The sequence below is a fragment of the Streptomyces sp. NPDC006739 genome (assembly GCF_042869815.1).
Classification (GTDB): Bacteria; Actinomycetota; Actinomycetes; order Streptomycetales; family Streptomycetaceae; genus Streptomyces.
Map to the genome: position 1 here is coordinate 144,725 of NZ_JBIAGM010000016.1, position 25,688 is coordinate 170,412.

27 protein-coding genes and 1 pseudogene are annotated in these 25,688 nt (G+C 72.4%); 15 read left to right on the forward strand and 13 right to left on the reverse strand.

Features of this window, described 5'->3' with window-relative positions:
- Positions 1–22: 22 nt before the first annotated feature.
- Both ACFYMM_RS29225 and ACFYMM_RS29230 read right to left on the reverse strand, forming a co-directional pair.
- Positions 23–937, reverse strand: a complete 915-nt coding sequence (locus ACFYMM_RS29225) for a 2-hydroxy-3-oxopropionate reductase (RefSeq protein WP_388391675.1) — start codon at positions 935–937, stop codon at positions 23–25.
- Between the two features lie 25 nt (positions 938–962).
- Positions 963–1,784 (reverse strand): TIM barrel protein, encoded by an 822-nt coding sequence (locus ACFYMM_RS29230; RefSeq protein ID WP_388391677.1) that lies wholly within the window; start codon positions 1,782–1,784, stop codon positions 963–965.
- Between the two features lie 176 nt (positions 1,785–1,960).
- On the opposite strand from ACFYMM_RS29230, the gene ACFYMM_RS29235 reads away from it, so the two are divergent.
- The 7 genes and pseudogenes from ACFYMM_RS29235 to ACFYMM_RS29265 form a co-directional block, all read left to right on the forward strand.
- Positions 1,961–2,212, forward strand: a complete 252-nt coding sequence (locus tag ACFYMM_RS29235; protein WP_388391679.1) for a hypothetical protein — start codon at positions 1,961–1,963, stop codon at positions 2,210–2,212.
- Entirely contained in the window at positions 2,209–2,571 is a 363-nt protein-coding gene (locus ACFYMM_RS29240) for a helix-turn-helix domain-containing protein (RefSeq protein ID WP_388391681.1), read from the forward strand. Before ACFYMM_RS29235 ends, ACFYMM_RS29240 begins: the two co-directional genes overlap by 4 nt.
- A 510-nt stretch (positions 2,572–3,081) precedes the next feature.
- Complete coding sequence (uraD, locus tag ACFYMM_RS29245; protein ID WP_388391683.1) at positions 3,082–3,594, forward strand: 2-oxo-4-hydroxy-4-carboxy-5-ureidoimidazoline decarboxylase; 513 nt, start codon at positions 3,082–3,084, stop codon at positions 3,592–3,594.
- Positions 3,595–3,598: 4 nt separating this feature from the next.
- Complete coding sequence (uraH, locus tag ACFYMM_RS29250) at positions 3,599–3,991, forward strand: hydroxyisourate hydrolase (protein WP_388391685.1); 393 nt, start codon at positions 3,599–3,601, stop codon at positions 3,989–3,991.
- A gap of 4 nt (positions 3,992–3,995) precedes the next feature.
- Positions 3,996–4,964 (forward strand): factor-independent urate hydroxylase, encoded by a 969-nt coding sequence (gene pucL / locus ACFYMM_RS29255; RefSeq protein ID WP_388391687.1) that lies wholly within the window; start codon positions 3,996–3,998, stop codon positions 4,962–4,964.
- 137 nt (positions 4,965–5,101) lie between these two features.
- Positions 5,102–6,478 carry an 8-oxoguanine deaminase gene (locus tag ACFYMM_RS29260; protein ID WP_388391689.1) on the forward strand — a complete coding sequence of 459 codons (1,377 nt, stop codon included), beginning with the start codon at positions 5,102–5,104 and terminating at the stop codon, positions 6,476–6,478.
- A 170-nt stretch (positions 6,479–6,648) separates the two neighbouring features.
- Positions 6,649–6,807 (forward strand): annotated as a pseudogene (locus tag ACFYMM_RS29265) (purine permease); the annotation flags it as partial.
- 77 nt (positions 6,808–6,884) lie between these two features.
- Here ACFYMM_RS29265 and ACFYMM_RS29270 read toward each other — a convergent pair.
- The 4 genes from ACFYMM_RS29270 to ACFYMM_RS29285 form a co-directional block, all read right to left on the reverse strand.
- Complete coding sequence (locus ACFYMM_RS29270) at positions 6,885–7,307, reverse strand: acyl-CoA thioesterase (protein WP_388391691.1); 423 nt, start codon at positions 7,305–7,307, stop codon at positions 6,885–6,887.
- Between the two features lie 51 nt (positions 7,308–7,358).
- Positions 7,359–7,985, reverse strand: a complete 627-nt coding sequence (locus ACFYMM_RS29275) for a hypothetical protein (RefSeq protein WP_388391693.1) — start codon at positions 7,983–7,985, stop codon at positions 7,359–7,361.
- A 65-nt stretch (positions 7,986–8,050) separates the two neighbouring features.
- Positions 8,051–8,656, reverse strand: a complete 606-nt coding sequence (locus ACFYMM_RS29280; RefSeq protein WP_388391695.1) for a histidine phosphatase family protein — start codon at positions 8,654–8,656, stop codon at positions 8,051–8,053.
- A gap of 93 nt (positions 8,657–8,749) precedes the next feature.
- A complete protein-coding gene (locus ACFYMM_RS29285; protein WP_388391697.1) occupies positions 8,750–9,193 on the reverse strand; it encodes an ATP-binding protein in 444 nt (147 codons plus the stop codon).
- A gap of 196 nt (positions 9,194–9,389) precedes the next feature.
- Here ACFYMM_RS29285 and ACFYMM_RS29290 point away from each other — a divergent pair, with 196 nt between their 5' ends.
- Both ACFYMM_RS29290 and ACFYMM_RS29295 read left to right on the forward strand, forming a co-directional pair.
- Positions 9,390–10,214 (forward strand): helix-turn-helix domain-containing protein, encoded by an 825-nt coding sequence (locus ACFYMM_RS29290; RefSeq protein WP_388391787.1) that lies wholly within the window; start codon positions 9,390–9,392, stop codon positions 10,212–10,214.
- Entirely contained in the window at positions 10,214–10,426 is a 213-nt protein-coding gene (locus tag ACFYMM_RS29295) for a DUF397 domain-containing protein (protein ID WP_388391789.1), read from the forward strand. The genes ACFYMM_RS29290 and ACFYMM_RS29295 overlap by 1 nt, the downstream gene beginning before the upstream one ends.
- Here the strand turns inward: ACFYMM_RS29295 and ACFYMM_RS29300 are convergent.
- Positions 10,407–11,615, reverse strand: a complete 1,209-nt coding sequence (locus ACFYMM_RS29300; RefSeq protein WP_388391699.1) for a pyridoxal phosphate-dependent aminotransferase — start codon at positions 11,613–11,615, stop codon at positions 10,407–10,409. The two genes, ACFYMM_RS29295 and ACFYMM_RS29300, sit on opposite strands and share 20 nt — an antisense overlap.
- Before the next feature lie 87 nt (positions 11,616–11,702).
- Here ACFYMM_RS29300 and ACFYMM_RS29305 point away from each other — a divergent pair, with 87 nt between their 5' ends.
- Positions 11,703–12,329 (forward strand): winged helix-turn-helix transcriptional regulator, encoded by a 627-nt coding sequence (locus ACFYMM_RS29305; protein WP_388391701.1) that lies wholly within the window; start codon positions 11,703–11,705, stop codon positions 12,327–12,329.
- 43 nt (positions 12,330–12,372) lie between these two features.
- On the opposite strand, the gene ACFYMM_RS29310 is transcribed toward ACFYMM_RS29305, so the two are convergent.
- The 3 genes from ACFYMM_RS29310 to ACFYMM_RS29320 are packed head-to-tail and all read right to left on the reverse strand — an operon-like array spanning position 12,373 to position 15,986.
- Positions 12,373–13,197 carry a hypothetical protein gene (locus ACFYMM_RS29310; RefSeq protein ID WP_388391703.1) on the reverse strand — a complete coding sequence of 275 codons (825 nt, stop codon included), beginning with the start codon at positions 13,195–13,197 and terminating at the stop codon, positions 12,373–12,375.
- Positions 13,197–14,459 carry a VWA domain-containing protein gene (locus ACFYMM_RS29315; RefSeq protein WP_388391705.1) on the reverse strand — a complete coding sequence of 421 codons (1,263 nt, stop codon included), beginning with the start codon at positions 14,457–14,459 and terminating at the stop codon, positions 13,197–13,199. Before ACFYMM_RS29315 ends, ACFYMM_RS29310 begins: the two co-directional genes overlap by 1 nt.
- 9 nt (positions 14,460–14,468) lie before the next feature.
- The gene (locus tag ACFYMM_RS29320) at positions 14,469–15,986 is read right to left on the reverse strand and encodes an IucA/IucC family protein (RefSeq protein WP_388391707.1); all 1,518 of its coding nucleotides are present in this window, start codon (positions 15,984–15,986) and stop codon (positions 14,469–14,471) included.
- Between the two features lie 93 nt (positions 15,987–16,079).
- Between ACFYMM_RS29320 and ACFYMM_RS29325 the strand changes: the two genes are divergently transcribed.
- From ACFYMM_RS29325 to ACFYMM_RS29335, 3 genes are all read left to right on the forward strand, one after another.
- Positions 16,080–17,585 carry an IucA/IucC family protein gene (locus tag ACFYMM_RS29325; RefSeq protein WP_388391791.1) on the forward strand — a complete coding sequence of 502 codons (1,506 nt, stop codon included), beginning with the start codon at positions 16,080–16,082 and terminating at the stop codon, positions 17,583–17,585.
- A gap of 199 nt (positions 17,586–17,784) precedes the next feature.
- The gene (locus ACFYMM_RS29330; RefSeq protein WP_388391709.1) at positions 17,785–19,197 is read left to right on the forward strand and encodes an alpha/beta hydrolase; all 1,413 of its coding nucleotides are present in this window, start codon (positions 17,785–17,787) and stop codon (positions 19,195–19,197) included.
- A 119-nt stretch (positions 19,198–19,316) separates the two neighbouring features.
- A complete protein-coding gene (locus tag ACFYMM_RS29335; protein ID WP_388391711.1) occupies positions 19,317–20,231 on the forward strand; it encodes a HipA family kinase in 915 nt (304 codons plus the stop codon).
- 73 nt (positions 20,232–20,304) lie between these two features.
- Here ACFYMM_RS29335 and aceB read toward each other — a convergent pair whose 3' ends face one another.
- Together aceB and ACFYMM_RS29345 are read right to left on the reverse strand one after the other, a co-directional pair.
- The gene (aceB, locus tag ACFYMM_RS29340) at positions 20,305–21,930 is read right to left on the reverse strand and encodes a malate synthase A (protein ID WP_388391713.1); all 1,626 of its coding nucleotides are present in this window, start codon (positions 21,928–21,930) and stop codon (positions 20,305–20,307) included.
- A gap of 184 nt (positions 21,931–22,114) precedes the next feature.
- A complete protein-coding gene (locus ACFYMM_RS29345) occupies positions 22,115–22,744 on the reverse strand; it encodes an NTP transferase domain-containing protein (protein WP_388391715.1) in 630 nt (209 codons plus the stop codon).
- Between the two features lie 212 nt (positions 22,745–22,956).
- On the opposite strand from ACFYMM_RS29345, the gene ACFYMM_RS29350 reads away from it, so the two are divergent.
- The gene (locus ACFYMM_RS29350; RefSeq protein WP_388391717.1) at positions 22,957–23,244 is read left to right on the forward strand and encodes a DUF5955 family protein; all 288 of its coding nucleotides are present in this window, start codon (positions 22,957–22,959) and stop codon (positions 23,242–23,244) included.
- A 9-nt stretch (positions 23,245–23,253) separates the two neighbouring features.
- Here the strand turns inward: ACFYMM_RS29350 and ACFYMM_RS29355 are convergent, their stop codons facing one another.
- Complete coding sequence (locus tag ACFYMM_RS29355) at positions 23,254–24,048, reverse strand: IclR family transcriptional regulator (RefSeq protein ID WP_388391719.1); 795 nt, start codon at positions 24,046–24,048, stop codon at positions 23,254–23,256.
- Positions 24,049–24,330: 282 nt separating this feature from the next.
- Between ACFYMM_RS29355 and allB the strand changes: the two genes are divergently transcribed.
- Entirely contained in the window at positions 24,331–25,668 is a 1,338-nt protein-coding gene (gene allB, locus ACFYMM_RS29360; RefSeq protein ID WP_388391721.1) for an allantoinase AllB, read from the forward strand.
- Positions 25,669–25,688 lie beyond the last annotated feature (20 nt).

The following is a 25,688-nucleotide window of genomic DNA, read 5'->3' on the forward strand; positions in this document are numbered from 1 at the left end:
GCCGCCCGGGGTCTCGGGGGTGTCAGAGCCGTGCTCCGGAGAGCCGCTCGACGGCCCGCAGCAGCGCCGAGTGGTCGAGCCCGCCGTCGCCCTGCGCCCGCAGGCTCGCGACCAGCTGGGCGACCACGGCGCCGACCGGCAGGGCGGCCCCGACGTTGCGGGCGGCGTCGGTGACGATGCCCATGTCCTTGTGGTGCAGGTCGATGCGGAAACCGGGCTTGAAGTCGCGGTCGAGGAAGTTGTCCTTCTTCCGCGTCAGTACGGTCGAGCCGGCCAGGCCGCCGCCCAGGACGTCCAGCGCGGCCCTCAGGTTCACGCCCGACTTCTCCAGGAAGACCACGGCCTCGGCGCACGCCTGGATGTTCACGGCGACGATCAGCTGGTTGGCCGCCTTCACCGTCTGGCCGGAGCCGTGCGGACCGCACAGCACGATGGTCCTGCCCAGGGCCTCGAAGATCGGCTTCGCGAGGTCGAAGTCGGCCTGCTCGCCACCGACCATGATCGACAGTACGGCCTCGATCGCCCCGGCCTCGCCGCCGGAGACCGGTGCGTCCAGGACGCGGACGCCGTGGTCCGCGGCGGCCTTCGCCAGGTCGACCGAGGTCTGCGGGGTGATGGACGACATGTCGATCAGCAGGGCGCCGGGGCGGGCGTTCTCCAGGATGCCGTCGGGGCCGTAGCAGACGGCCTCCACCTGCGGGGACGCGGGCACCATGGTGATCACCACGTCGGCTTCGCGCACGGCCTCGGCGATCGAACGGGCCGCGGTGCCGCCGGCCGCGGTCAGGCGGTCCAGCTTGTCCTGCTCCAGCGTGAAGCCGGTGACGTCGTAGCCCGCCTTGATGAGGTTCTCGGACATGGGCGAGCCCATGATGCCGAGGCCGATCCAGGCGATCGACGGGAGCGACGGGCGGGAGGAGGCTGCGGGGTTGGTCATGAGGGGGTGCCTTTCGGTGCGGGGGTCAGCGGGACAGCCAGTCGAAGGCCTCGGCGCTCGGGCGGTCGCCCGGCTTGTACTCGAGTCCGACCCAGCCGTCGTAACCCGCCTTCTTCAGCTGGTCGAGGAGGTCTTCCAGGGGCAGCGAGCCGGTGCCCGGCGCTCCGCGTCCCGGGTTGTCGGCGATCTGCACGTGGCCGGTCTTCGAGGCGTAGGCCTCGATCACCGACGGCAGGTCCTCGCCGTTCATGGAAAGGTGGTAGAGGTCCATCAGGAAGCGGGCGTTGTCCAGGCCCGTGGCCTGGTTCACCCGGTCGACGACGGCCACCGCGGCCGGTGCCGACACCAGCGGGTAGCGGGGCGACTCGGGCCGGTTCAGCGTCTCGATCAGCAGCACCGCGCCGATCCGGTCGGCGGCCCGCGCCGCCCGCACCAGGTTCTCCAGCGCCAGCGCGTCCTGCTCGGCCGGGTCCACGCCGTCGACGCGGTTGCCGTACAGGGCGTTGAGCGCCGTGGTGCCGAGCGACCGGGCGAAGTCGGCGGCCACGTCGATGTTGGCGCGGAACCTCTCCGATTCCTCGCCGGGGATCGACAGGGCGCCGCGGTCCGGGCCCGGCAGCTGTCCGGCGTAGAAGTTCAGGCCGGTGAGCTGCACGCCCGCGTCCTCGATCGCCTTCCTCAGGGCGTCCGGTTCGGACTGTGAGGGGGTGGGGGAGTCGACCCACGGCCACCACAGCTCGACCGCCGTGAAGCCTGCCGCGGCGGCGGCCGCGGGGCGCTCCAGGAGCGGGAGTTCCGTGAAGAGGATCGACAGGTTGACGTTGAAGCGCTGGTCTGCGAATCCCATTCGGGCCGCGCTCCCTCCGAGTCGAGGTTGGTTCATTCCGTATAGCGGAAGTTCGTTTCTGCTTAATGGAAGATTGCCGCCGGGCGTCTCCGCTTGTCAAGGGGGGTCCGCCGGTGGCCGACGTCCGCCCCGGGGAGGGGGGCCCGAAAAGCGGTGCCGCGCGTTAGGTTGAGCGCGTGCGATTGAAAGTGGAGTTCACGACCGAGCCCTTCGACCTCGACGAGGCGCCGGCGCATGCCCTGGCGGCGCGCGAGGTCCTCGACGCGGCCGAGCTGGACGCCGTGGACGTCGGCCCGTTCGGCAATACGGCGGAGGGGGGCGCCGATGCCGTGCTCAGCGCCGTGGACTCGCTGTTGCGCAAGTCCCTGGACGCCGGGGCCACGCGGATCTCGCTCCAGGTGAACGTGGTCGGGGAGGGTGATCGGTGACCGGGGACGAGCCCTTCATCACGGCCGTGAAGCCGCTGGTCGACGCCATGGGCGGGGAGATGCTCCCGCCGGACGAGGCCGGTGCCGACGATGTCGTGCTCGCCTGGGAGGGCGTCGACGTCGTCGCCGTACGCCTGCCGCAGCTCGCCGACTCCCTCGATCACATCCTGGCCGCCATGGAGCGCAAACAGGGCAAGCCCCTGGCCGACCTGGACCGCAAGGCCAAGCAGGAGGTCGTGCGGATACTGGAGGCGCGCGGCGCCTTCTCGGTACGGCACGGCGTGGAAACGGTGGCCGGCGCGTTGGGCGTGAGCCGCTTCACGGTCTACAACTACCTGAACAGAGAAAAGGAAGCCTGACCCCACCCGGGCCCCCGCAGCACCCGCGTCGCCCACCCGTGGCCGTACACGTCTCCTCCGCCCCGGCCCCTCCCTGCCCTCGGGGCCACCCCGTCCCGGGCCCCGGCCGGCCGGCGAGGGCACCACGCCCGTTCGGCTCGGGTGGGGGGCGGTCCTACACGCGTCGGCCCCGCCCGACAGGAGGAGCGCCCCGCGGCGGCTCGCCTCCGGCCTGGCCCCCGCGCCGCCCGGCCGGGGCCGTGGCCGTGTCTCCTCGCCTCGGCTCGCCCGCCCCTGGGCCCTTGCTCCGCCCGTGGCCGTAGCCGCGCGGTTCCTTCGCCCCAGCCTCACGCCCCTCCGGGCCCCCGGGCTGTCGCCGGTCTGGTCCGCCTCGTTCAGAGGATGGGCCCGCCTCGGCCGGCCCATCTGTTACGCCGAATTTTCAACAAAGTGTTGACGCGGTGTTTTCGAGGGCGTTAGCTATCGGCAGCCCGTTCAGTACGAAGGCCGTTCGCGGCCACGGAGGCTCCCGTGACTTCGACATCCACGCCCCCGGGGCTGGCCCGGTTCAACGCCCTGGAGGAGCAGGCGGCCTACGCCGTCCTCCACGAGGCGTGCGCCTCCTCCGCGTGGGTCGGGCGACTGCTCGGCGCCCGTCCCTACGCCACCGTCGAGGACCTCTACGCCGCCGGCGACGCCGCCATGGCCGAGCTGACCGTCGCGGACCTCGAGGAGGCGATGGCCGGGCATCCGCCGATCGGCCGGCCCAGGCCCGGTGACCCGACCTCCGCCCGGGAGCAGCGCGGCATGGCCGGCGCCTCCGAGGAGCTGAGGGCGGAGATGCTCGAACTCAACCTGGAGTACCAGGAGAAGTTCGGCCACGTCTTCCTCGTCTGCGCCACCGGCCGGACCGCCGAGCAGATGCGCGACGCGGTCAAGGAGCGGATCGGCAACGCGCCCGAGCGGGAACGGGAGATCGTCCGCACCGAGCTGGGCAAGATCAACCGTATCCGACTGGCCCGACTCGTCGAAGAGGACGCCTGACACCATGAGCACCAGCACCACCGCCTCCGTGTCCACGCACATCCTGGACACCAGCATCGGCCGCCCCGCCGGGGGCGTCGCCGTCCGGCTCGCGGCCCGCAGCGGCCGGGCAGCGGACTGGCAGGCGCTCGGCGGCTCCGCGACCGACGCGGACGGCCGGTGCAAGGACCTGCCGGCGCTGCCGGAAGGGACCACCCACGTACGGCTCGATTTCGCCGTGGAGCCGTACTTCGAGAAGAAGGCCGAGGCGCAGCAGGACGCCCCCGCGAACCGGGACAGCGGACCCGGAGTGTTCTTCCCGGAGGTGGCGATCACGTTCGCCGTCGTGCCGGGCGAGCACTACCACGTACCGCTGCTGCTCAACCCGTTCGGCTACTCCGTATACCGAGGGAGCTAGCTAAATGACACTCAATTCCCGCCCTGCCCGCCCCGTGCTGCTGGGACAGAACCAGTACGGCAAGGCCGAGAACCGAGTCGTGAGGATCACCCGGGACGGCGCCACCCACCACATCAAGGACCTGAACGTCTCGGTCGCCCTCTCCGGCGACATGGACGAGGTCCACTACTCCGGCTCCAACGCCCACGTCCTGCCGACCGACACCACCAAGAACACGGTGTACGCGTTCGCCAAGGAGCACGGCATCGAGTCGGCCGAACAGTTCGGCATCCACCTCGCCCGGCACTTCGTGACCAGCCAGGAGCCGATCCGGACGGCCCGGATCCGCATCGAGGAGTACGCCTGGGAGCGGATCGAGACCTCCGGCGCCGACACCGACGCCGGCTCCCGCGCCCCCGGCGCGGACGAGGCCAGGCACTCGTTCGTGCGCCAGGGCCGCGAGACCCGGCTGACACAGGTCACCTACGACGGTGAGAGGTGGGAGGTCGTCTCCGGCCTGAAGGACCTGGTCGTCATGAACTCGACGAACTCGGAGTTCTGGGGTTACGCCAAGGACAAGTACACGACCCTGAAGGAGGCCTACGACCGCATCCTGGCCACCGAGGTCTCCGCCCGCTGGCGCTTCGGCTGGAGCGACGACGGGCAGCCGATGCCCGACTGGGAGGAGTCCTACGACCAGGTGCGCGAGCACATGCTCCAGGCCTTCGCCGAGACGTACTCGCTCTCGCTCCAGCAGACCCTGTACCAGATGGGCGCGCGCATCATCGACAACCGCGGCGAGATCGACGAGGTCCGCTTCTCGCTGCCGAACAAGCACCACTTCCTCGTCGACCTGGAGCCCTTCGGGCTGAAGAACGACACCGCCGACGGAGCGGTGTACTTCGCCGCCGACCGCCCCTACGGCCTGATCGAGGCCACCGTGCTTCGGGACGGCTGCGAACCGAGGATCCCGGTGGACCTCAGCAACCTCTGACCCGCCCCCGGTCGGCATCTTTTCGGCACCCGTGGCCGGGGAACACAGGTTCTCCGCCTCCCCGGCCACGGCACTCAAAAATCCTAGGGTCCTGCCGTGCCCTCTCCCCACAGTCCGCTGAGCGAAAAGGACGAATCATGGCAGCAGCCCAGCGCATCGTCATCGAGAACTGTTCCGTCGCGACCGTCGACGACAACGACACGGAGTACGCGAGCGGCCACGTCGTCATCGCCGGCAACCGCATCGAGGCCGTCGGGGCGGGCAGGGCCCCCGAGGGCCTGGAGAACGTCGTACGCCGTATCGACGCCACCGGCCACCTGGTGACCCCGGGGCTGGTCAACACCCACCACCACTTCTACCAGTGGATCACCCGCGGCCTGGCCACCGACCACAACCTCTTCGACTGGCTGGTCGCGCTGTACCCGACCTGGGCGCGCATCGACGAGCCGATGGCCTACGCGGCGGCGCAGGGTTCGCTGGCGATGATGGCCCGCGGCGGTGTGACCACCGCGATGGACCACCACTACGTCTACCCCGAGGGCTCCGGAGACCTGTCCGGCGCGATCATCCGCGCCGCCCGCGAGACGGGCGTCCGCTTCACCCTCGCCCGCGGTTCCATGGACCGCGGCAAGTCGGACGGCGGGCTGCCGCCGGACTTCGCCGTGGAGAGCCTGGAAGGCGCCCTCACCGCGACCGAGGAGACCGTCCGGCAGTACCACGACGCCTCCTTCGACGCGATGACCCAGGTCGCCGTCGCCCCCTGCTCGCCGTTCTCCGTGTCGACCGACCTGATGAAGCAGGCCGCTGAACTGGCCCGCCGTCTCGGCGTACGGCTGCACACGCACGGCTCGGAGACGGTGGAGGAGGAGAAGTTCTGCCACGAGCTGTTCGGCATGGGCCCGACCGACTACTTCGAGTCCACCGGCTGGCTCGGCACGGACGTGTGGATGGCGCACTGCGTCCACATGAACGACTCCGACATCGCCGCCTTCGCCCGCACCGGCACCGGCGTCGCCCACTGCCCCTCCTCCAACGCCCGTCTGGCGGCCGGCATCGCCCGGGTCCCCGACATGCTCAGGGCGGGCGTCCCGGTCGGCCTCGGCGTCGACGGCACCGCCTCCAACGAGTCCGGCGAACTCCACACCGAACTGCGCAACGCCCTCCTCATCAACCGCCTCGGCGCCCACCGGGAAGCGGCCCTCACCGCCCGCCAGGTGCTGCGCCTGGGCACCCACGGCGGCGCCCGGGTGCTGGGCCGCGCCGCCGAGACCGGCTCCCTGGAGCCGGGCAAGCTGGCCGACCTGGTGCTGTGGAAGCTGGACACCCTCGCCCACTCCTCCATCGCCGACCCGGTGACCGCGCTGGTGTTCGGCGCGGCCGCACCGGTCACCGCCTCCTTCGTGGACGGACGCCAGATCGTCGAGGACGGCCACCTGCTGACCGTCGACGAGGACGCGATCGCCCGGTCCACCCGGGACGAGGCGCGGCGGCTGGCGCGGATCGCCGCGCGGTGACCGCTCCTCGACGCACCACCTCTGCGCCGTAACTCCTTCTCGTTTTACGGCACTTGATCTCCGGTCGGGAGGGACGGCTCCCGACCGGCGGCCGTGGGCCCGAGCGGGGTCCATGGCGGCCGTCTCCGGGGCGCGCGTGAACGCGTGCGCCCCGGAACGGTCCCCGCGGGCCGTCGACGGCGAGGATCGTCCTCGACTCGGGCATCTCCACCGGCTGTGTCACAGCGGTCGTCCTCAACCTGGTCTTCAACCACCTGGGCCGGGGCCAGGAGGCACGGGAGGTGCCGCATCCGAGGGAGGCGGGGGAGGGGATCGCGGCCGTGCACTGAGCCCGGTGCACTGAGCCCGGTGCGGTGCCGACGCCTCGTGGCCACCGCCCGGTTTCTCAGCCGAGGGGCCGGCGGGACTACAGGCCGAAGAGGCCCAGGTCCTTCGCTAACTCCTCGAATATCTCGCGCGGGTCGGCGACCATCCTGCGTTCCGCGAGGTCCAGCAGTCCGCCGACCGCGGTGATCTCGGCGGCCACCGTGCCGTCGGTCTTGCGTATCTCCTGCAGGATCCGGAAGGTCTTGCCGCCGCCCCACTCGAAAGCGCAGGTCACGTCGACCTCGTCACCCGCCAGCAGTTCGCGCCGGTAGCGGATGGTCGTCTCCAGCGCCACCGGGCCGACCCCCCGGCCCATGAGCTGGGCCTGGCTCACCCCGGCGGCCTGGAGCAGCGACCAGCGGGCGTGCTCCGCGTAGTTGATGTACACAGCCTGGTTGAGGTGCCCCTGCACATCGGTCTCGTATCCGCGGACGGTCACTCGCACGGAAAACGGTTCGCTCACGACTTCCCCTTCTCGTGTACGACACACTGCCCCCTGATCCTGGCACGCCGGTCACACCCGCCGCGGGGACGCCAGCAGATACCGCGCCCTCGTGCGCGGCTCCGTGTACTCACCCGCCTGCCAGCCCGCCCGCTCCAGCGTGGCCGCGCAGGCACGCAACTCCTCCCCCTCCGGCGCGTGCACCGCCACCGCCTCCGGCTGCGGGGTCGCGCGCACCCGGTAGCCGTCGCCGTCCGGACCGGCCGGGTGGTGCCCGGCCGCTTCCAGGGCGAGCGCGGCGGCCCGCACCAGATGCGTGCGCTCCCAGCCGCACGGCCGGTCGGTGGCGCCGTCGGCGTTCGTCATCCGGCGCAGCTCCAGCAGCCCCTGCCAGGCGCTGAGCACCTCGCGCCGCCGGGCCGGCCCCGAGTCGTACGGCTCCTCGGCACCGCCCACCCGTGCCGCGAAGCCCCCGCTCGCCGGGGCCCGTGTCACCGGCTCGTCCGGCGCGGGCACGGCCTCCCGTATCCGATGCCCCGCCGGGGTCAGGAAGTGGTCGTGCGGCGGTCGCGGGTGCCGGAAGGCGAAGCCCCGCTTCACCAGCGCCGCCAGCTGTGCCTCGGAACCCCGAAGCCGCCCGGTGACCGGATCGGCGGCGTCGATCACCCGGCGCTGCGCGGCGGTGGGCGGACGGGTCACGGCGTACTCCTCTCCGACGGTCGGACGGCCCATTCGAAGAGTACGACCCGCCTCTGACAGCCGGGTCAGGACCGGGTGGGCGGCCCGATGTTCCAGCCCGCCACCACCGGCCGTCCATGCTCCGTGCCCAGGTGGCACAGCGTCCCGGTCGCGAGCTGGAAGAGCGCGCCGGCCGAGGGCGGCAGACCGAGGCGGCGGGCCGTCAGGACCCGCAGGAAGTGCCCGTGGGCGACGAGCAGGACGCCGCCCTCGCTCCCGGTGCGGGCGGCGTCCACCCCGGCCAGGACCCGGTCGGCGCGCTCCCCGACCTGCTCGGGGCCCTCCCCGGGGTGGTCCGGCGGACCCGGCGCGACCCCGTCCGTGAACAGGAACCAGCCCGGCCGGGTGCGCTGGATCTCCGCCGTGGTCACGCCCTCGTACCCGCCGTAGTCCCATTCCCGCAGGTCCTCGTCGACGCGGGCGTCGGTGACCCCGATGAGCCGGGCGGTCTCCCGGGCCCGTCGCAGGGGGCTGACGAGGACGGCGTCGATCCGGTGCGAGCTGATCAGGGGCGCCAGCCGCCGCGCCTGCGCCCGCCCGTGCTCGGTCAGCGGAAGGTCCGTCCAGCTCGTGTGCTGTCCGGACCGTGACCACTCGGTCTCACCGTGCCGCACGAGAAAGAGGTCACCCACGTCAGCGCCCTTCCCGTTCGTCTGCCAGCACGGTGCCACAGCACGGCCGCCGCCCGCGGGACCGACTCGGCCGTACGGTCGAGCCGCTGACAGTCACCCGAGGGCGACCTCGCACCAGACCGTCTTGGTGTACGCGTCGCCGGAGGTCGTTCCCCAGTGGGTGGAGAGGGCCTCGACGAGGACGAGCCCCCGGCCGGAGTCCGATTCCGGGGACGGCGACGGGAGGTGGCCGGGGGCCGGAGGGCGGCGGTCGGGACGGGTGTCCGTGACCTCGATGCGGAGGGCCGGGTCCGCCGGGTGCAGGGTGAGGCGGAGCCGGAAGTCACGGCCGCTTACCCGACCGTGCAGGGCCGCGTTGGTGGCGAGTTCGGCCACCAGGAGGGTCGCGGTGTGGTGGGCCTCGGTGTCGTACGGCCAGCCCCAGCTGTGGAGCCGTTCGGCCGCGAGGCGGCGTGCGAGGCGGGCGCCTCGGGGAGTGGCCGAGAGGCGGATCGTGAACCGGGGGGTGACCACTGTGGGGGCAAAATCGGCGTTCATGTCACTGAGCGTGGTCGCGCGACTCTACGCTGACCAGTGACGACGACGGTACGTGGCGTCACTGTCCGGGAGCTGTGCGGCTCTGTCCGGACGGTGTGGCGTTGCGCCGTGCGACGGCGGCGAGTTGGGTACGGGCGGCACGTGGAGGTGTCCGGGCGTGGGTGTGACGGGGCAGGGGCCGCAGGGTGGCGACGGGATGGAGCCGTACGGGGCGGACGACGAGGAGTCGGCGGCGGTCCTGCGGACGGTGGGCAGGGTCGTCAAGACGTGCCGCGAGCGGAAGGGGCTCCGCCAGACCGAGTTGGGAGCGGCGATCGGGTACAGCGAGGAGCAGGTCTCGTCGGTGGAGCGGGGGCGGCGGGCGCCGAGCCCGGCGTTTCTGGACGCGGCCGACGGGGTGCTGGACGCGGGTGGGCTGATCGCCGGGCTGAAGAAGGACGTGGAGGAGGCCAGGTATCCGAAGAAGGTGCGGGATCTGGCGAAGTTGGAGGCGGAGGCGGTCGAGCTATGCGCCTACGCCAACTCCGTCGTCCACGGCTTGTTGCAGACGCCGGAGTACGCGAGGGCGTTGTACGGCATGCGGCGTCCGCCCTTCGCCGAGGAGGAGGTCGAGCGCCTTGTCGCCGCTCGGTTGGCACGGCAGGGGGTCTTCGATCGGCAGCCCGTCCCCGTCTTCAGCTTCGTCCAGGAAGAGGTGACCCTGCGCCGCCCGCTCGGGGGCAGAATGGTGATGCGGAAGCAGCTCGAACACCTGTTGGAGGTTGGTCGGCGACGGAACGTGGAGATCCAGGTGATGCCCACGGACCGCGAGGACCACGCCGGTCTTGCGGGGTCACTTCAGCTGCTCCGGCTCAGGGACGGGGACACCGTGGGACACAACGAGGTCCAGCTCACCAGTCGGCTGATCTCTCATCCCAAGGAGGTCCAGATCCACGAGATCCGCTATGGCATCATCCGGGCCCAGGCCCTCACGCCCCGTGAGTCGCTGGCCTTCATCGAGAAAGTGCTGGGAGAGACATGATGACCAACCCCTCGACGGGGAACGGTTCCGTGCTGGAGTGGTTCAAGAGCAGCTACAGCACGAACGACGGCCCAGAGTGCGTGGAGGTCGCTTTCGCCCCCAGGACCATCCACGTACGGGACTCGAAGCACGTACACGGCCCCCAACTCGCCTTCGGCACCCGGCAGTGGGCCGACTTCCTCTCGTACGCCGCTACTGGCGGTACCCGCTGAGGAACCGCCCGATCCGCCCGATCGCCGCCTCCAGGTCGTCCACGTACGGCAGGGTGAGGATGCGGAAGTGGTCGGGGGCCGGCCAGTTGAAGCCGGTTCCCTGGACCACCTGGATCTTCTCGCGGAGCAGCAGGTCGAGGACGAACTTCTCGTCGTCGTGGATCGGGTGGACCTTGGGATCGAGGCGCGCGAAGGCGTACAGCGCGCCCTTCGGCTTCACGCAGGACACGCCCGGGATCTCGTTGAGCTTCTCCCAGGCCGTGTTCCGCTGCTCGTACAGCCGGCCGCCCGGCAGGGTCAGCTCGCGGATGGACTGCCGGCCGCCGAGCGCGGCCTGGATGGCGTACTGCGCGGGCGCGTTGGCACACAGGCGCATGGAGGCCAGCATGGTCAGGCCCTCCAGGTAGTCGCGCGCGTGCTGCTTGGGGCCCGTCACCACGAGCCAGCCGGAGCGGAAGCCCGCCACCCGGTACGTCTTGGACAGGCCGCAGAAGGTCAGGACCACCAGGTCGGGGGCGAGCGCGGCGGCCGAGTGGTGCACGGCGTCGTCGTACAGGATCTGGTCGTAGATCTCGTCGGCGAAGACCATCAGGCCGTGCCGGCGGGCCAGGTCGAGGATGCCCTCGACGATCTCCTTGGGGTACACCGCGCCGGTGGGGTTGTTCGGGTTGATGATGACCACGGCCTTGGTGCGGTCGGTGATCTTCGAGGCCATGTCGGCCAGGTCGGGGTACCACTCGGCCTGCTCGTCGCAGAGGTAGTGCACCGCCTTGCCGCCGGCGAGGGTCGTCACCGCCGTCCACAGGGGGAAGTCCGGGGCGGGGACGAGGATCTCGTCGCCGTCCTCGATCAGCGCCTGGACCGCCATCGAGACCAGCTCCGAGACGCCGTTGCCGAGGAAGACGTCGTCGACGTCCACCTCCAGGCCGAGGCTCTGGTAGCGCTGGGCGACGGCCCGGCGGGCGGAGAGGATGCCGCGCGAGTCGGTGTAGCCGTGCGCCTGCGGGAGCATCCGGATCATGTCCTGGAGGATCTCCTCCGGCGCCTCGAAACCGAACAGGGCGGGGTTGCCGGTGTTCAGGCGCAGCACGCTGTGGCCCGCCTCCTCCAGCGCGTTGGCGTGCTCGATCACCGGGCCGCGGATCTCGTAGCAGACCTCGCTGAGCTTGTTCGACTGCCGGAACTCCATGCGCGCTCGCCCCTCCGGTTCGGTGTGATGCTTGGTTTTACCAAGTCCCAGCTTGGAAAGTCCAACGACATGTCTAGACTGCGGGGCATGTCACCTCGCCGAAGCTACGACCAGTACTGCTCCGCGGCCCGTGCGCTCGACCTGGTCGGCGACCGCTGGACCCTGCTGATCGTCCGGGAACTGCTGGCAGGCCCGCGCCGTTACACGGACCTGCACGCGGACCTGCCCGGCGTGAGCACGGACGTACTCGCCTCCCGGCTCAGGGACATGGAGCGGGACGGCCTGTCGACACGGCGCAGGCTGCCGCCGCCCGGTGCGGCCTACGTCTACGAACTCACCCCGCGCGGCCGGGAGTTGCTGCCCGTGCTGCAGGCCCTGAGCCGGTGGGGGCAGTCGGAGCTGGGCGAGCGGCGGCCCACCGACGCCGTGCGCGCCCACTGGCTGGCACTTCCGCTGCTGCGCCGGCTGGAGGGGGAGGGGCTCGTCGAGATCCGGCTGGACGAAGGGGTCTTCCACCTCCACGTGGGCGTCGAGGACGGTCCGGTGTACGGCGACGGGCCCGCTCCCGGGGAGCCCGACGCACGGCTGGTCATGGATGCCGAGACCTGTGCGGCCGTCGCTCGCGGGGAGTCGGGTCTGACCGACGCGGTGCGGGACGGGCGCGTCGCCGTCACCGGCGACGGCACCCTCGCCAAGGCGCTACGGGAGGCATGAAAAAGACCCGCCGCACCAGGGCGACGGGTCTTTCGGCCGGTGGTCAGGCGCCGGGCGGCACCCGCGAGGGCCGCCCCGAGCCGCGCGTCAGCGCGTAGCCGCCGATCCCGGCCAGCGCGGCCAGAACGCCGCCCGCCCCGGTCCACACCCAGCGGTCGGTCCACCAGCCGGAGGACCAGCCGTCGGCCGGCTCGATGCCGGACAGCACGGCAGGCTTCTTGCCCGAACCGTCCGAACCGTCCGAACCGTTCTTGCTCTGCCCCGCCGTGACGGCGATGCCGGGAACCAGCGGCTCGGCCAGCGACCCGTCCACCGCCGCCGAGCCGCCGATGTCCTTGGAGTCCACCCGGACCTCGGCGCCCACCGGCAGCCCGAGGTCGGCGGAGCGCAGGTCCACCACGGTCAGCCGGACGTAGTACGTGCCCGGCAGCGGGTCGTTGGCCCACGGCTCCGACCAGGCGCGCACCGTGCGCAGCACACAGGCCAGCTCGACCGAGGAGACGCCCTGGGCCGCCGTACGGGTCTGGGCGCCGTACTGGCAGGACTGGCGGCGCCGCAGCCCGTCGTACACGTCGAGCTGCCAGGTCTGCGCGGAGTGCGCCTCCGGCAGCTTCACCGTGGCCTTGACGGTGGGGCGCCGGCCGGCGTCCGCGGGGAACGACCAGTACAGGTAGTCACCGGTGGAAGCGCTCGCGGTGGCCGTCTGCCCCTGGTCGATCTCGGTCGCCGTACGGAAGGAGGTGCCGGCCTCGGTACGCGCCTTGCCGTCGCCGGACGGACTCGGGGAGGGGGAGGAGTCGGCGGCGGCCGGCCCGGCGGCCGCCGCGAGCGTCAGCAGGGCGGCACTCATGAGGCGTACGAATCGCATCAGTTGGTCCTCCAGACCGCTACCCGCCAGCGCGACAGCCAGCCCCACAGCAGACCGGCCAGGAAACCGGCCAGCACCAGCGCGCCCAGCAGCCACCAGCCGCGGCCCAGACCGAAGGAGGCCACGTCACTCGCCTTGCCCGGACCGTCCACCACGTCCACGGTCAGCTCCAGCGGCAGACCCGGGGTGGTCTTCACGCCGGACGCGGCGGAGAAGGAGTTGGTCACCTGCAGGCAGACGGTCTCGGCGCCCGCGTTGTCGTCGTCGCTCTCCGGCCGGGGATAGCGCAGCCCCGTCGAGATCACGTCCGTACGGCCGGTGCCCGCGGCCTCACCACGGACGATCTCGCGCCCGTGCACCGTCACGGCCCGCAGCAGCACCCCGTAGTCCGGGCCGACCGCGCGGTCGGCCGCCACGCTCACCGAGGAGCGCAGCTCCTGGCCCGGCTTGACGTCCACGCGGTACCAACGCTGCTGCCCGAACTCCTCGCGGTCGGTGTACAGCCCCGAGGTGAGGGCCGGCGCGTCCGCGCACCCGCCGGCGCCCTCGGTGGCCACCGGCGTCACCACCGGATCGGCCGCCCGGTGCACCAACTGGCCCACCCGGTCGCTGAGTTCCTCCTTGTGCTGCACGGAGGTGTAGGTGCCGCCGGTCGCGTCCGCGATGCAGCTGAGCTGGTCGCGGGTCTTGGCGTCCGGCACCAGGCCGAGGGTGTCGATGGTCAGCCCGACGCCCTTGGCGGCGATCTCGCGGGCCACCACGCACGGGTCCAGCGGCTGACAGGTGTCCTCGCCGTCGGTGATCAGGACGATACGGCGGGTTCCGTCGCCGCCCGAGAGATCGCCGGCCGCCTTCTCCAGCGCGGGTCCGATCGGCGTCCAGCCGGTCGGCGCCAGCGTCGCCACGGCGGTCTTGGCCTCGGTCCGGTTCAGCGGGCCGACGGGGTAGAGCTGCGCGGTGTCCTTGCAGCCCGTCCGCCGGTCGTTGCCGCGGTAGTCGGCGCCCAGCGTGCGGATACCCAGCCGCACCTCTTCGGGTGTCGCGTCCAGCACCTCGTTGAACGCCTGCTTCGCCGCGGCCATCCGCGACCCGCCGTCGATGTCCCGCGTGCTCATGGAACCGCTGACGTCCAGTACGAGTTCCACCTTCGGAGCGGCTTGGCCGCTGTCGTCGGCGACCGCTCCGGCGGGGAACGCGAACCCGGCCGTCAGGGCGGCGAGCAGAGCACAGACGCCCGCCGCCAGCCGTTGTCTTGTGATCATCGGCGGATCCTATTGATCAAATGTGCCGTGCTCCAAAACGAGCGGGTTGGGCAGACTGGCCCACTGGTCACCGGGGGGCCCGGGGGACAGCCGCATCAGCGTCAGCGCCTTCGTGGGCAGCGGGCGTTCGCGCAGCGCGGCCAGGTCGGCGGTCGCGGGCAGGTCCGGTACGGCCGCCGCCAGGGCCGCGCCCAGCGCCGGGCCCGAACCGGCGGTACCGGCCAGCGCGCCCGCCACCAGGGAGCCGAACAGCTTGCGTCGCAGGGTCGTTTCGTCGTCCGTGACCAGGCGGCCCGTCAGATCGGGCGGGGCGATGCCGTGCCGGGCGAGACGGGCTGGGCTGACCCGGATGTCGGCGAGGTCGCGGTAGACCAGGCGCAGCGGGGTCCCGTCGGCGGACAGGACGACGAGGAGGTTCTGGCCGTGCGCCTCCAGGGCGACGCCCAGGTCCAGCAGGCGCAGGCCCACCGAGAGGGCGAGGCGGGTGAAGCCGGCCAGCCAGGCCGGTGAGCGCGCGAGACCGGTGGTGGCGACGGCGGCCACCGGCAGGATCCGCTCGCCCGGCGCCGCGTACACCTCGGGCGACTCGCGCAGCACGGCCGCCAGATCGGCGGAGCCGGCCGTCACCGCGCCGAGCGTCCGGGTGATGTGCAGCAGGCCGTCCGTGCGGGCCGCCAGGTCCTGCGCGAACTCCGACAGGGTCGCGGACGCGCCCACCGAGTACGGGGAGATGTCCCGCACGGAGGAGGTCAGCCGGGCGCTCAGCGCCGTCTTGACATGCGGTCCGCCGGGCAGGGCGAGCGTGCGCAGGGACATCAGCGGGTGCGCGTCCGCCCAGCTCGCGGCCGGCCGCTTCAGCACATGGGCCGCCTGCCACGGGTGCACCGGCACCAACAGCCGCTCCCCGTCGCGCAGTTCCGCGGGCCACACACCCGTCAGCAGGTACTCCGTCGCCGCGACCGCCATCGTCCCCAGCCGCACCACCGGCCGGTGCTCGGGGCCGTAGGCCAGCTGGTCCGCCACCGAGAAACCGGGCCGGGAGCGGCAGCCCGGATGGAAGGGATGCCCGTCGACCACCCGCTGCTCCCACTCCCAGTCCCGCTCGGGCCACTCCTCCGGGTGATCCGCCCGGTCGGCCCGGGACAGCGCCAACGAGGCCGTGCTGTGGTCGAGTTCGGCCGCGAAACCGGCCGAGTGCGGCACCACGAGGTCCGTCATCAGCCGGGCCGGATCGTCGTACTCCACCCCGTCCAGCTGTACGGCGGTGACGTGCGCGTCCGTCGCGTACGGATCCGCGCGCGGCCCGTGCAGCGCCCGGCCGTCGGCGAGCCACAGGGCCAGGCCGTGCGCCCCGCGCACCCGGCGGCGGACCCAGGGCAGCGGTTCGTGCGCGAGCGCCCGCCACAGCCGGGTCAGCACGGCCGCGCGGGCGCCGGGCAGCTCGGCGGTGTACCGGGGCAGCAGGCCGGGGCGCACGGCGGCCAGTTCCTTGGCGACCTCGGCCACGGCGGTCGGGGGACGGTGCACGGTCGGGCTCCTCGGGTACGGGTGGGGCGTCACGGGTGCACGGCGCCCAGGGACATACTGATCGTGATCGCCCTGTCCGCCCGCACGGAACGAATGGAACGCGTGGACCTCAAGCCTCCCAGCGACGGAGCCGACGTCGGCGCGCGCGCCGACGCGTACGCGGCCGCACCGTTGCTCAACTGCCTGCTGCGCGAGGTCGCCGAACCGCTTGCGGGCACCGGTGAGCGGCGCACGTACCGACTGCCGAGCGGCCGGCTGCTGCGGGTGCGCGGCGAGCGCAGGCCCGCCGAACCCGAGGTGCGCGCGGGCGGCGACTGGCACCGCGTCGGCCACACCGAGCTGGTCAAACTGGTCGCGGAGGAACTGCGCCGGCACACCGGACGGTCCAACGGCGACCTGCCCACCGAGATGATCGACAGCCGTGACGCGGTCGCCGCACTCCTCGCCGCCCGCTCCCGGACCACGGCGCCCGAGGACCCGTACCTGCGCTCCGAGCAGTCCCTCATCACCGGCCACCCCCACCATCCCGCTCCCAAGGCGCGCGGCGGCGGCCCGGTCGCCTCCTGGCTGCCGTACGCCCCGGAGGCGCACGCCCGTTTCCCGCTGGTGCTGCTCGGGGTGCGGGAGGACGAGGTGGTGGAGGAGGGCGACACCGCGGCGCTGGACGCCCTCGGCGGCGCGCCGCCGGGCTACCGGCTGCTGCCCGCCCACCCCTGGCAGCTCGACCTGGTCGCCCGCGACCTCGCGCCCGCCTTCGCCGACGGCCGACTGGTCCGGCTGGGCACCACCGGCTTCCCGGCCTGGCCGACCGCCGCCGTCCGCACCCTGTACGAGCCCGTCCGCGACCTGTTCCTGAAGTTCAGCCTCGACGTCCGCATCACCAACGACGTCCGCCGGCTGTGGCGCCACGACCTGCTGAGACTGCGCCGCACCGACACGGCCGTGACCGCCGCCTTCACCGGGCGGGCCACCGGGGCGGCCTGGCTGGGCGACCGCGGCTACCGCACCGCCCGTTTCGCCTTCGAGGAACTCGCCGTCCTGGTCCGTGACGGACTGCGCGACCGCCTGCCGCCCGGCGCGACCGCGCTGCTCGCCGCCGGGCTCGTGGAGGGTTTCGAGGGCAGTCCGCTCGCCGCCGCGACCGACCCGGCGGCCTGGTGGGAGGCGTATCTGCGCCAGGTCGTCCCGCCGGCCCTGACCGCCTTCGCCGAGCACGGTGTGGTCCTGGAGGCGCATCTGCAGAACACGCTGGTCGCCGTGGACGCGGCCGGCACCCCGGTGCGGGCGCTGTTCCGGGACGCGGAGGGCGTCAAGCTGCTGGCGGACGTGGACCGGGCCGCCGGCTGGGAGCGGCTGGTGTACTGCCTGGTCGTCAACCACCTCACCGAGATCGCCGCCGCCCTGGCCGAGCACCACCCCGGCCTCGACCCGTGGCCCGCCGCCCGCCGCGAACTGGCCCGCCACGACCTGCCGGAGATCCCGGTCCTGCTGGCCTCGCCCACCCTGCCCGGCAAGACGAACCTGCTGCTGCGCTGGACCGGCGCGGACGGTGCCGACGCCCGCTACCTTCCCCTGCCGAACCCCCTGGCCCGCACCTGAGGCCCGCCGGGAAAACCGGCCGGGAGGGAGACATCCTGGGGAGAGGTCCTCCCTCCACGCCCGAGGGCATTCGATGCTGTGCATGTTGTGCATTGTCTTGACGGCCGCAAGAAATGGGCCCTACATTCCTCGGCGTTCGCTCAGTGCACTGAGCATCCGCTCGGGTCCCCGCCGCATCCGCCCCCAAGGAGCCGCATCCATGCCCGCCAGCAGCCGCCCGCGCTCTTCCCGCACCCGTCTGCGCATCGCCCTGGCCGCCCTGGCCACGCTGACGTCCGCGGTCCTCACGACCCTCCCCGCGCCCGCCGCCGAGGCGGACACCGCGGCCGCCGGCCACCTCACCGGCACCCTCTCCGACGGCGCCGCCTGGGTCGCGGACGTGCCCGACCACTGGAACGGCACCCTGCTGCTGTTCAGCCACGGCTTCGGCCCCACCGTCGCCACGGACGCCCCCACCGGCGACGTACGGACCAAGCTGCTCGCCGAGGGCTATGCGATGGCCGGTTCGTCGTACGACCCCCACGGCTCGATGTGGGCCCTGAACAGCGCCGAACACGACCAGTTCGCCACGCTCGACGCCGTCACCGCGAAGATCGGCACCCCCAGGCGCACACTCGCCGTCGGCCAGTCCATGGGCGGCCTCGTCAACGCCCAGCTCGCCCGGGACGGCGGCGGGCGCATCGACGGCGCGCTCGGCCAGTGCGGCCTGGTCGCGGGCGGCACGGACCTGGACAACTACCAGCTGGACGCCGAGTACACGATCGCCCGTCTGCTGCTGCCCGGACAGGACGTGAAACTCGTCCGGTTCGGCACCGCCGCCGAGGCCTCCGCCACCGCCGACCTGCTCACCAAGGCGGTCACCACGGCGCAGGGCACCCCGCGGGGCCGGGCCCGGATCGCGCTGGCCGCCGCCTTCCTCAACCTGCCCGCCTGGTCGCCCGGGAAGGACAAGCCCGCCGCGACCGACTGGGCGGGCCAGGAGGCGCAGCAGTACGACTGGTTCGCGCAGGGCGTCCTGGCGTTCGTCGAGGGCGGCCGGTACGCCATCGAGCAGTCCGTCGGCGGCGACAACTCCTGGAACCGGGGCGTGGACTACGCCCGTCTGCTCGCCGGATCCGAACACGCGCCGCAGGTCGGCGCGCTCTACCGGGCGGCGGGCCTCGACCTGCGCGCCGACCTGCGCACGCTGACCGAGGGTGCCACGCTCACCGCCGATCCCGCCGCCGTCCGCACCGCGCAGCGGACCTCCTCGGCGGGCCAGGGCCTCCAGGTGCCGCTGCTCGACGTGCACACCACCGCCGACAACCTCGTCCCGGTGCAGCAGGAGAACCGCTTCGCGGCCCGCGTACGCGCCTCCGGCGACGGCGCGCTGCTGCGGCAGGCGTACGTCGACCGGCAGGGGCACTGCGCGTTCACCACCGCCGAGACGGTGGCCGCCCTGCACGCCCTCGAACACCGTGTGGACACCGGCCGCTGGGACGACGTCGCGACCCCGGCCGCGCTCCAGCGGTCCGCCACCGCGCTCGGCCTGGACGGGGCGGCGTACGTCTCGTACAGCCCGGCGCAGCTGACCGTCGGCCGCGACGGCCCGGAGCCGTCCGGCCGCCGCTGACCCGCGGGTTCACCGCCGCACTCCGCACCGCCGACCAGCCCCGGTTACCATGCTCACTGCTGAGCCGAGGCCGGAAGCGAGGGGCGGACGGCCGTGGAAGAGGCGGGTGGCCCGAGAACATGCTGAGAGAGGTCACCGCGACCCGCTACATCGAACCCCTGCGCTCCGGGGGCTCCGTCCCCGGAGTCGTCGAGGCCGACGACCTCGGCACCTACGTCGTGAAGTTCACCGGCTCGGCGCAGGGCCGCAAGGCGCTGGTCGCCGAGGTGATCGTGGGTGAACTGGCCCGCGCCCTCGGGCTGCGCTTCCCCGAGCTGGTCCTGGTGCGCTTCGACCCGTCGATCGCCGCGCACGAGCCGCACCAGGAGGTACGGGAGCTGCACGACGCGAGCGCGGGGGTCAACCTCGGCATGGACCTGCTGCCGGGTGCGCGCGACTTCACCCCGGAGGTCGCCCGCGCCTTCCCGGTGGATCCGCTGGAGGCCGGCCGGATCGTCTGGCTGGACGCCCTGACCGTCAACGTCGACCGTACGGTCCACAGCTCCAACCTCATGGTCTGGCCGACGCTGGGCACCGTTCCCCCGCGCCTGTGGCTCATCGACCACGGCGCCGCCCTCGTCTTCCACCACCGCTGGGACGCGTCGACGCCCGAGAAGGCGTACGACTTCCGCCACCACGCCCTCGGCCAGTACGGCCCCGACGTACGCGCCGCCGACGCGGAACTCGCGCCCCGGGTGACCGGGGAGCTGCTGCGCGCGATCGTCGCCGAGGTCCCGGACGCCTGGCTGGCCCCGGAGGCGGGCTTCGGCACGCCCGAGGAGCTGCGCGACGCCTACGTCGACTACCTGCACGCGCGCGTGCGGGCGTCCGCCGCCTGGCTGCCCACGGACTTCCCCACCCGGGAGGAACTCGCCGCCGAGGACGGCCGGCGGGCGGCGCGGACCCAGGAGGGCCGGCCCGACTGGCTCAAGCGGGTTCCCGACCTGCACGGCAAGCCGGCCGCGGAACAGGACTGGTCCGTGCACCTGGGCTGAGAACGGACCGGCCCGGGAGACCGGGGGCGAGGCCCCCGGACCCCCGGACGGGTGGGCGTCCGCCGAGCCGGGTTCAGCCCCTGAGCTGCTGGTACGCCGGCAGGGTCAGGAAGTCGGCGTAGTCGTCGTCGAGGGAGACCGTCAGCAGCAGGTCGTGGGCCTGCTGCCAGTGGCCGGCCGCGAAGGCCTCCTCGCCGATCTCCCGGCGGATGTTGTCGAGTTCCTCGGCGGCGACCTTGCGGGCCAGCTCCGGGGTGGCTTTCTCGCCGTTCTCGAACTCGACGCCCGCGTTGATCCACTGCCAGATCTGCGAACGGGAGATCTCGGCGGTGGCCGCGTCCTCCATGAGGTTGAAGATGGCGACCGCGCCGAGGCCGCGCAGCCAGGCCTCGATGTACCGGATGCCGACCTGGACGGCGTTGACGAGACCGTCGTACGTCGGCCTGGCGTCCAGCGAGTCGATCGCGATCAGGTCGGCGGCCTCGACGTGGACGTCCTCGCGCAGCCGGTCCTTCTGGTTCGGCTTGTCCCCGAGCACCTTGTCGAAGGACTCCATGGCGATCGGCACCAGGTCGGGGTGGGCGACCCAGGAGCCGTCGAAACCGTCGTTCGCCTCCCGGTCCTTGTCCGCGCGGACCTTCTCGAAGGCCACCTTGTTGACCTCGGCGTCCCGGCGGGACGGGATGAACGCCGCCATGCCGCCGATCGCGTGCGCGCCGCGCTTGTGGCAGGTGCGGACGAGGAGTTCGGTGTACGCGCGCATGAACGGGGCGGTCATCGTCACCGCGTTGCGGTCCGGCAGGACGAACTTGGCGCCGCCGTCCCGGAAGTTCTTGACGATGGAGAAGAGGTAGTCCCAGCGGCCGGCGTTCAACCCGGAGGTGTGGTCGCGGAGTTCGTAGAGGATCTCCTCCATCTCGTACGCCGCCGTGATCGTCTCGATCAGGACCGTCGCGCGGATGGTGCCCTGCGGGATGCCGAGGTGGTCCTGCGCGAAGACGAAGACCTCGTTCCACAGCCGGGCCTCGAGGTGCGACTCGGTCTTGGGCAGGTAGAAGTAGGGGCCCTTGCCGAGGTCCAGGAGGCGCTGGGCGTTGTGGAAGAAGTACAGGCCGAAGTCGACGAGGGCGCCCGGGACCTGGGTGCCGTCCGCGTCGACCAGGTGCCGTTCGTCGAGGTGCCAGCCGCGGGGCCGCATGACGACGGTCGCGAGTTCCCCGTCGGGACGCAGGGCGTACGACTTGCCGCTCGCCGGGTCCGTGAAGTCGATGTTCCGGGTGTAGGCGTCGGCCAGGTTGAGCTGCCCCAGGACGACGTTCTCCCAGGTCGGCGCGGAGGCGTCCTCGAAGTCCGCGAGCCAGACCCGGGCGCCGGAGTTCAGGGCGTTGATGGTCATCTTGCGGTCGGTGGGACCGGTGATCTCGACGCGCCGGTCGTTCAGGGCCTCGGGACAGGGGGCCACCCTCCAGGAGTCGTCCGCGCGGATCGCGGCGGTCTGGGGGAGGAAGTCGAGCGTGGAGGTGCGGGCGATCTCGGCGCGGCGCTCCGCCCGGCGGGCGAGGAGTTCGTCACGACGTGGCGTGAACCGCCGGTGCAGCTCGGCCACGAAGGCGAGCGCCGCGTCGGTGAGGACCTCCTCCTGCCGGGGCAGGGGCTCGGCGTCGACGATGGCCAGCGGGGACGGCGCTGGTGCGGACATGAGCTGTCACTTCCTTCAGCGGTGGCACCGGGTGCCAGTCGAACCGGGTACGGCGATCAGCGCCCCCGGAGCGACAGGGCGCTTCTGAACAGTGGATACTAGTTTCCTCATCGTGGAAGTTCAATGGTTTGTTGACGTCGAGATTCTTCGGGTCGAGGCAAGGTGGCGCTCGGTGTCACCCCGCTCACTCCAGGTGGACGAGGTCGGCCTCGGTGTCGATGTCGTACGGCCGCGCCACGTCCCCGCACTCCACCAGGGTGATCGCGTCGGCGTGGTCCTTCAGATAGGCGCGCGCCCCGCGGTCGCCGGTGGCGCTCGCCGCGACACCGGCCCAGTGGGCCGCGCCGAGGAGGACGGGGTGGCCGCGTACCCCGTCGTAGGCCGCCGAAGCCAGCGACCGTTCGTCGCGGTGGGCGGCGAGCACCCGGGCCAGCGCCTCGGGGCCGATGCCCGGCTGGTCGACGAGACTGACGAGCGCCGCCCGCACGTCCGTTCCCGTCAGCGAGGCGAGTCCGGCCCGCAGCGAGGAGCCCATGCCCTCGGCCCAGTCGGGGTTGTCCACCAGTACGCACCCGTCGAGGTCGGCGCGCTCGCGGACCTGTGCCGCGCGGGCGCCGAGCACCACGTGGATCCGTTCGCATCCGGCGGCGCGCAACACGCCTGCCGCGTACTCGACCAGGGGCCGGCCCCGGTGCGGGAGCAATGCCTTGGGCCGTCCGCCGAGCCGCCTGCCACCGCCGGCGGCGAGGAGCAGCCCGGCGACGGGAGGGTGTTCCCGCCGTGTCCGCTCCCGCTCGTCCTCCATGTCCGTCATGTGTCCTGCATACCTGACGCCGGGGGGAGCGGCCGGTTTCCCGGGGCTGAATTTCGGTCCGCGCTGTGGCGCTCCCGGGTCCGGGTGGCGTTTACTGGCCCGCGTCCGCGCCCGGCCGACGCCGGGGGGCGGCACGCGGGGGGCCGCGCGGCGCGGGCGTACGACGAGGGGTGAGGGGGAGGGCTGTGTTGCGGAGCTTGGGGCAGAGGCCGGTGACCGGCAGCGACGAGGACCCGCGAGTGGCGGAACTGCGGACCGCGGTGTCCCGGCTGCGCCGCGAACTGGCCGCGCACCCCGCGGAGTTCCCCGACCGCGCCATCGCGGAGGACGAACTGGCGTCCCTGGCCGCCATGGCCTCCGGCGGCATCCCGGAGGTCCCCCGGATGCGCCGCTCCTTACTGCTGATAGCGGGCGCGATCGGCTCGATGAGCGCCCTGTCCCGGGGACTCACGGAGGTCCGCGACGCGGTGGACCTGTTCGCCGAGCGGCATCGGGGCTGACGGTGAGCCCTACGAGCCCGAGCTGGCCAGCGCCTCGGACAGTTCCGCGGCCACCTGCTGCAGGACCGGCACGATCCGCTCGGTGGCCGTCTCGGTGACGCGGCCCGCCGGGCCGGAGATGGAGATGGCGGCGGCGGTGGGGGAGTCGGGGACCGATACCGCGAGGCAGCGGACGCCGATCTCCTGTTCGTTGTCGTCGATGGCGTACCCGAGGCGCCGCACGTCGTGCAGGGCGGCCAGGAAGCCGTCCGCGGTGGTGATCGTCTTCTCGGTCGCGGCGGGCATGCCCGTGCGGGCGAGCAGGGCCCGGACCTCGGCGTCGGGGACGTTCGCCAGCAGCGCCTTGCCCACGCCCGTGGAGTGCGGCAGCACCCGTCGGCCGACCTCGGTGAACATACGCATCGAGTGCTTCGACGGCACCTGTGCGACGTAGACGATCTCGTCGCCGTCCAGCAGTGCCATGTTCGCCGTCTCGCCGGTCTCCTCGACCAGGCGCGCGAGGTAGGGCCGCGCCCAGGTGCCGAGCAGCCGGGAGGCCGACTCGCCGAGCCGGATCAGACGCGGCCCCAGCGCGTACCGCCGGTTCGGCTGCTGGCGGACGTAACCGCAGGCCACCAGGGTGCGCATCAGGCGGTGGATGGTCGGCAGAGGCAGCCCGCTGGTCGCGGACAGCTCGCTCAGGCCGACCTCGCCCCCCGCGTCCGCCATCCGCTCCAGCAGATCGAAGGCACGCTCCAGGGACTGGACCCCGCCGCCGTTGGAGGCCTTGGCGGAGTCGGTGGTGCTGGCGCTGGACGTCGGCACGGCGTTCCTTTCGGGACTGGCAGGAGGCTGAAGCCTACCCGGCAGCCGGTTGACTCCCCGCTTGTACATAGCTACGTTCTGCGTGCCGGAATTCTATTTCCGCTTTGTGGAAACGTCCAGAGTGAACGTCCGGGACGCGCTGCTCAGCAGTGTGCCTCTTGACGGCGGGGGAGCGGGAGTGAAGACTCCTTCAACAGAACGTTGAATTCCGTTACGTGGGTGTAAATCCCGCTTTCCTTGAAGTAAGCCGGAAGAAGAACGGCGGCAGAGAGAGGGGTCCGGGTGTCCGACGCTGAACTGGTGCTGCGCTCGACGCGCGTCATCACTCCGGAAGGGACGCGTGCCGCCACGGTCACGGTGTCCGCCGGAAGGATCACGGCCGTGCTGCCGTACGACGCCCCCGTGCCCGGCGGCGCCCGGCTGGAGGACCTCGGCGACGACGTCCTGCTGCCCGGCCTGGTCGACACCCACGTGCACGTCAACGACCCGGGCCGCACCGAGTGGGAGGGCTTCTGGACCGCCACCCGCGCAGCGGCCGCCGGCGGCATCACCACCCTCGTCGACATGCCCCTCAACTCCCTGCCGCCGACCACCACCGTCGCCAACCTGCGCACCAAGCGGCAGGTCGCCGCCGACAAGGCGCACATCGACGTCGGCTTCTGGGGCGGCGCCCTGCCCGACAACACCAAGGACCTGCGCCCCCTGCACGACGCCGGTGTCTTCGGCTTCAAGGCGTTCCTGTCGCCGTCGGGCGTCGACGAGTTCCCGCACCTCGACCACGACCACCTCGCCCGGGCCATGGCCGAGATAGCCGGGTTCGACGGCCTGCTGATCGTGCACGCCGAGGACCCGCACCACCTGTCCGCCGCCCCGCAGCAGGGCGGCCCCCGCTACGCCGACTTCCTCGCCTCCCGCCCGCGCGACGCCGAGGACACGGCCATCGCGGGACTCATCGCGCAGGCCAAACGCCTCGACGCCCGGGTGCACGTCCTGCACCTGTCGTCGAGCGACGCGCTCCCGCTGATCGCCGAGGCCAAGGCCGAGGGCGTGCGCATCACGGTGGAGACCTGCCCGCACTACCTCACCCTGACCGCCGAGGAGGTCCCGGACGGTGCCAGCGAGTTCAAGTGCTGCCCGCCCATCCGCGAGGCCGCCAACCAGGACCTGCTGTGGCAGGCGCTGTCGGACGGCACCATCGACTGCGTGGTCACCGACCACTCGCCCTCGACGGCCGACCTGAAGACCGACGACTTCGCCACCGCCTGGGGCGGCATCTCGGGCCTCCAGCTCAGCCTCGCCGCCGTGTGGACCGAGGCCCGCGAGCGCGGCCACGGCCTGGAGGACGTGGTGCGCTGGATGTCCGCCCGGACCGCCGCCCTCGTCGGCCTCGACACCAAGGGCGCCATCGAGGCCGGCCGGGACGCCGACTTCGCCGTCCTCGCCCCCGACGAGACCTTCACCGTCGACCCTTCCGGTCTCCAGCACCGCAACCGCGTCACCGCCTACGCGGGCCGCACCCTGCGCGGCGTCGTCCGGTCGACCTGGCTGCGCGGCCAACGCATCGTGACGGACGGCGAGTTCACCGACCCGAAGGGCACGCTCCTCAACCGCCCCCACTGACCCCCCCGCACCCGCACCGG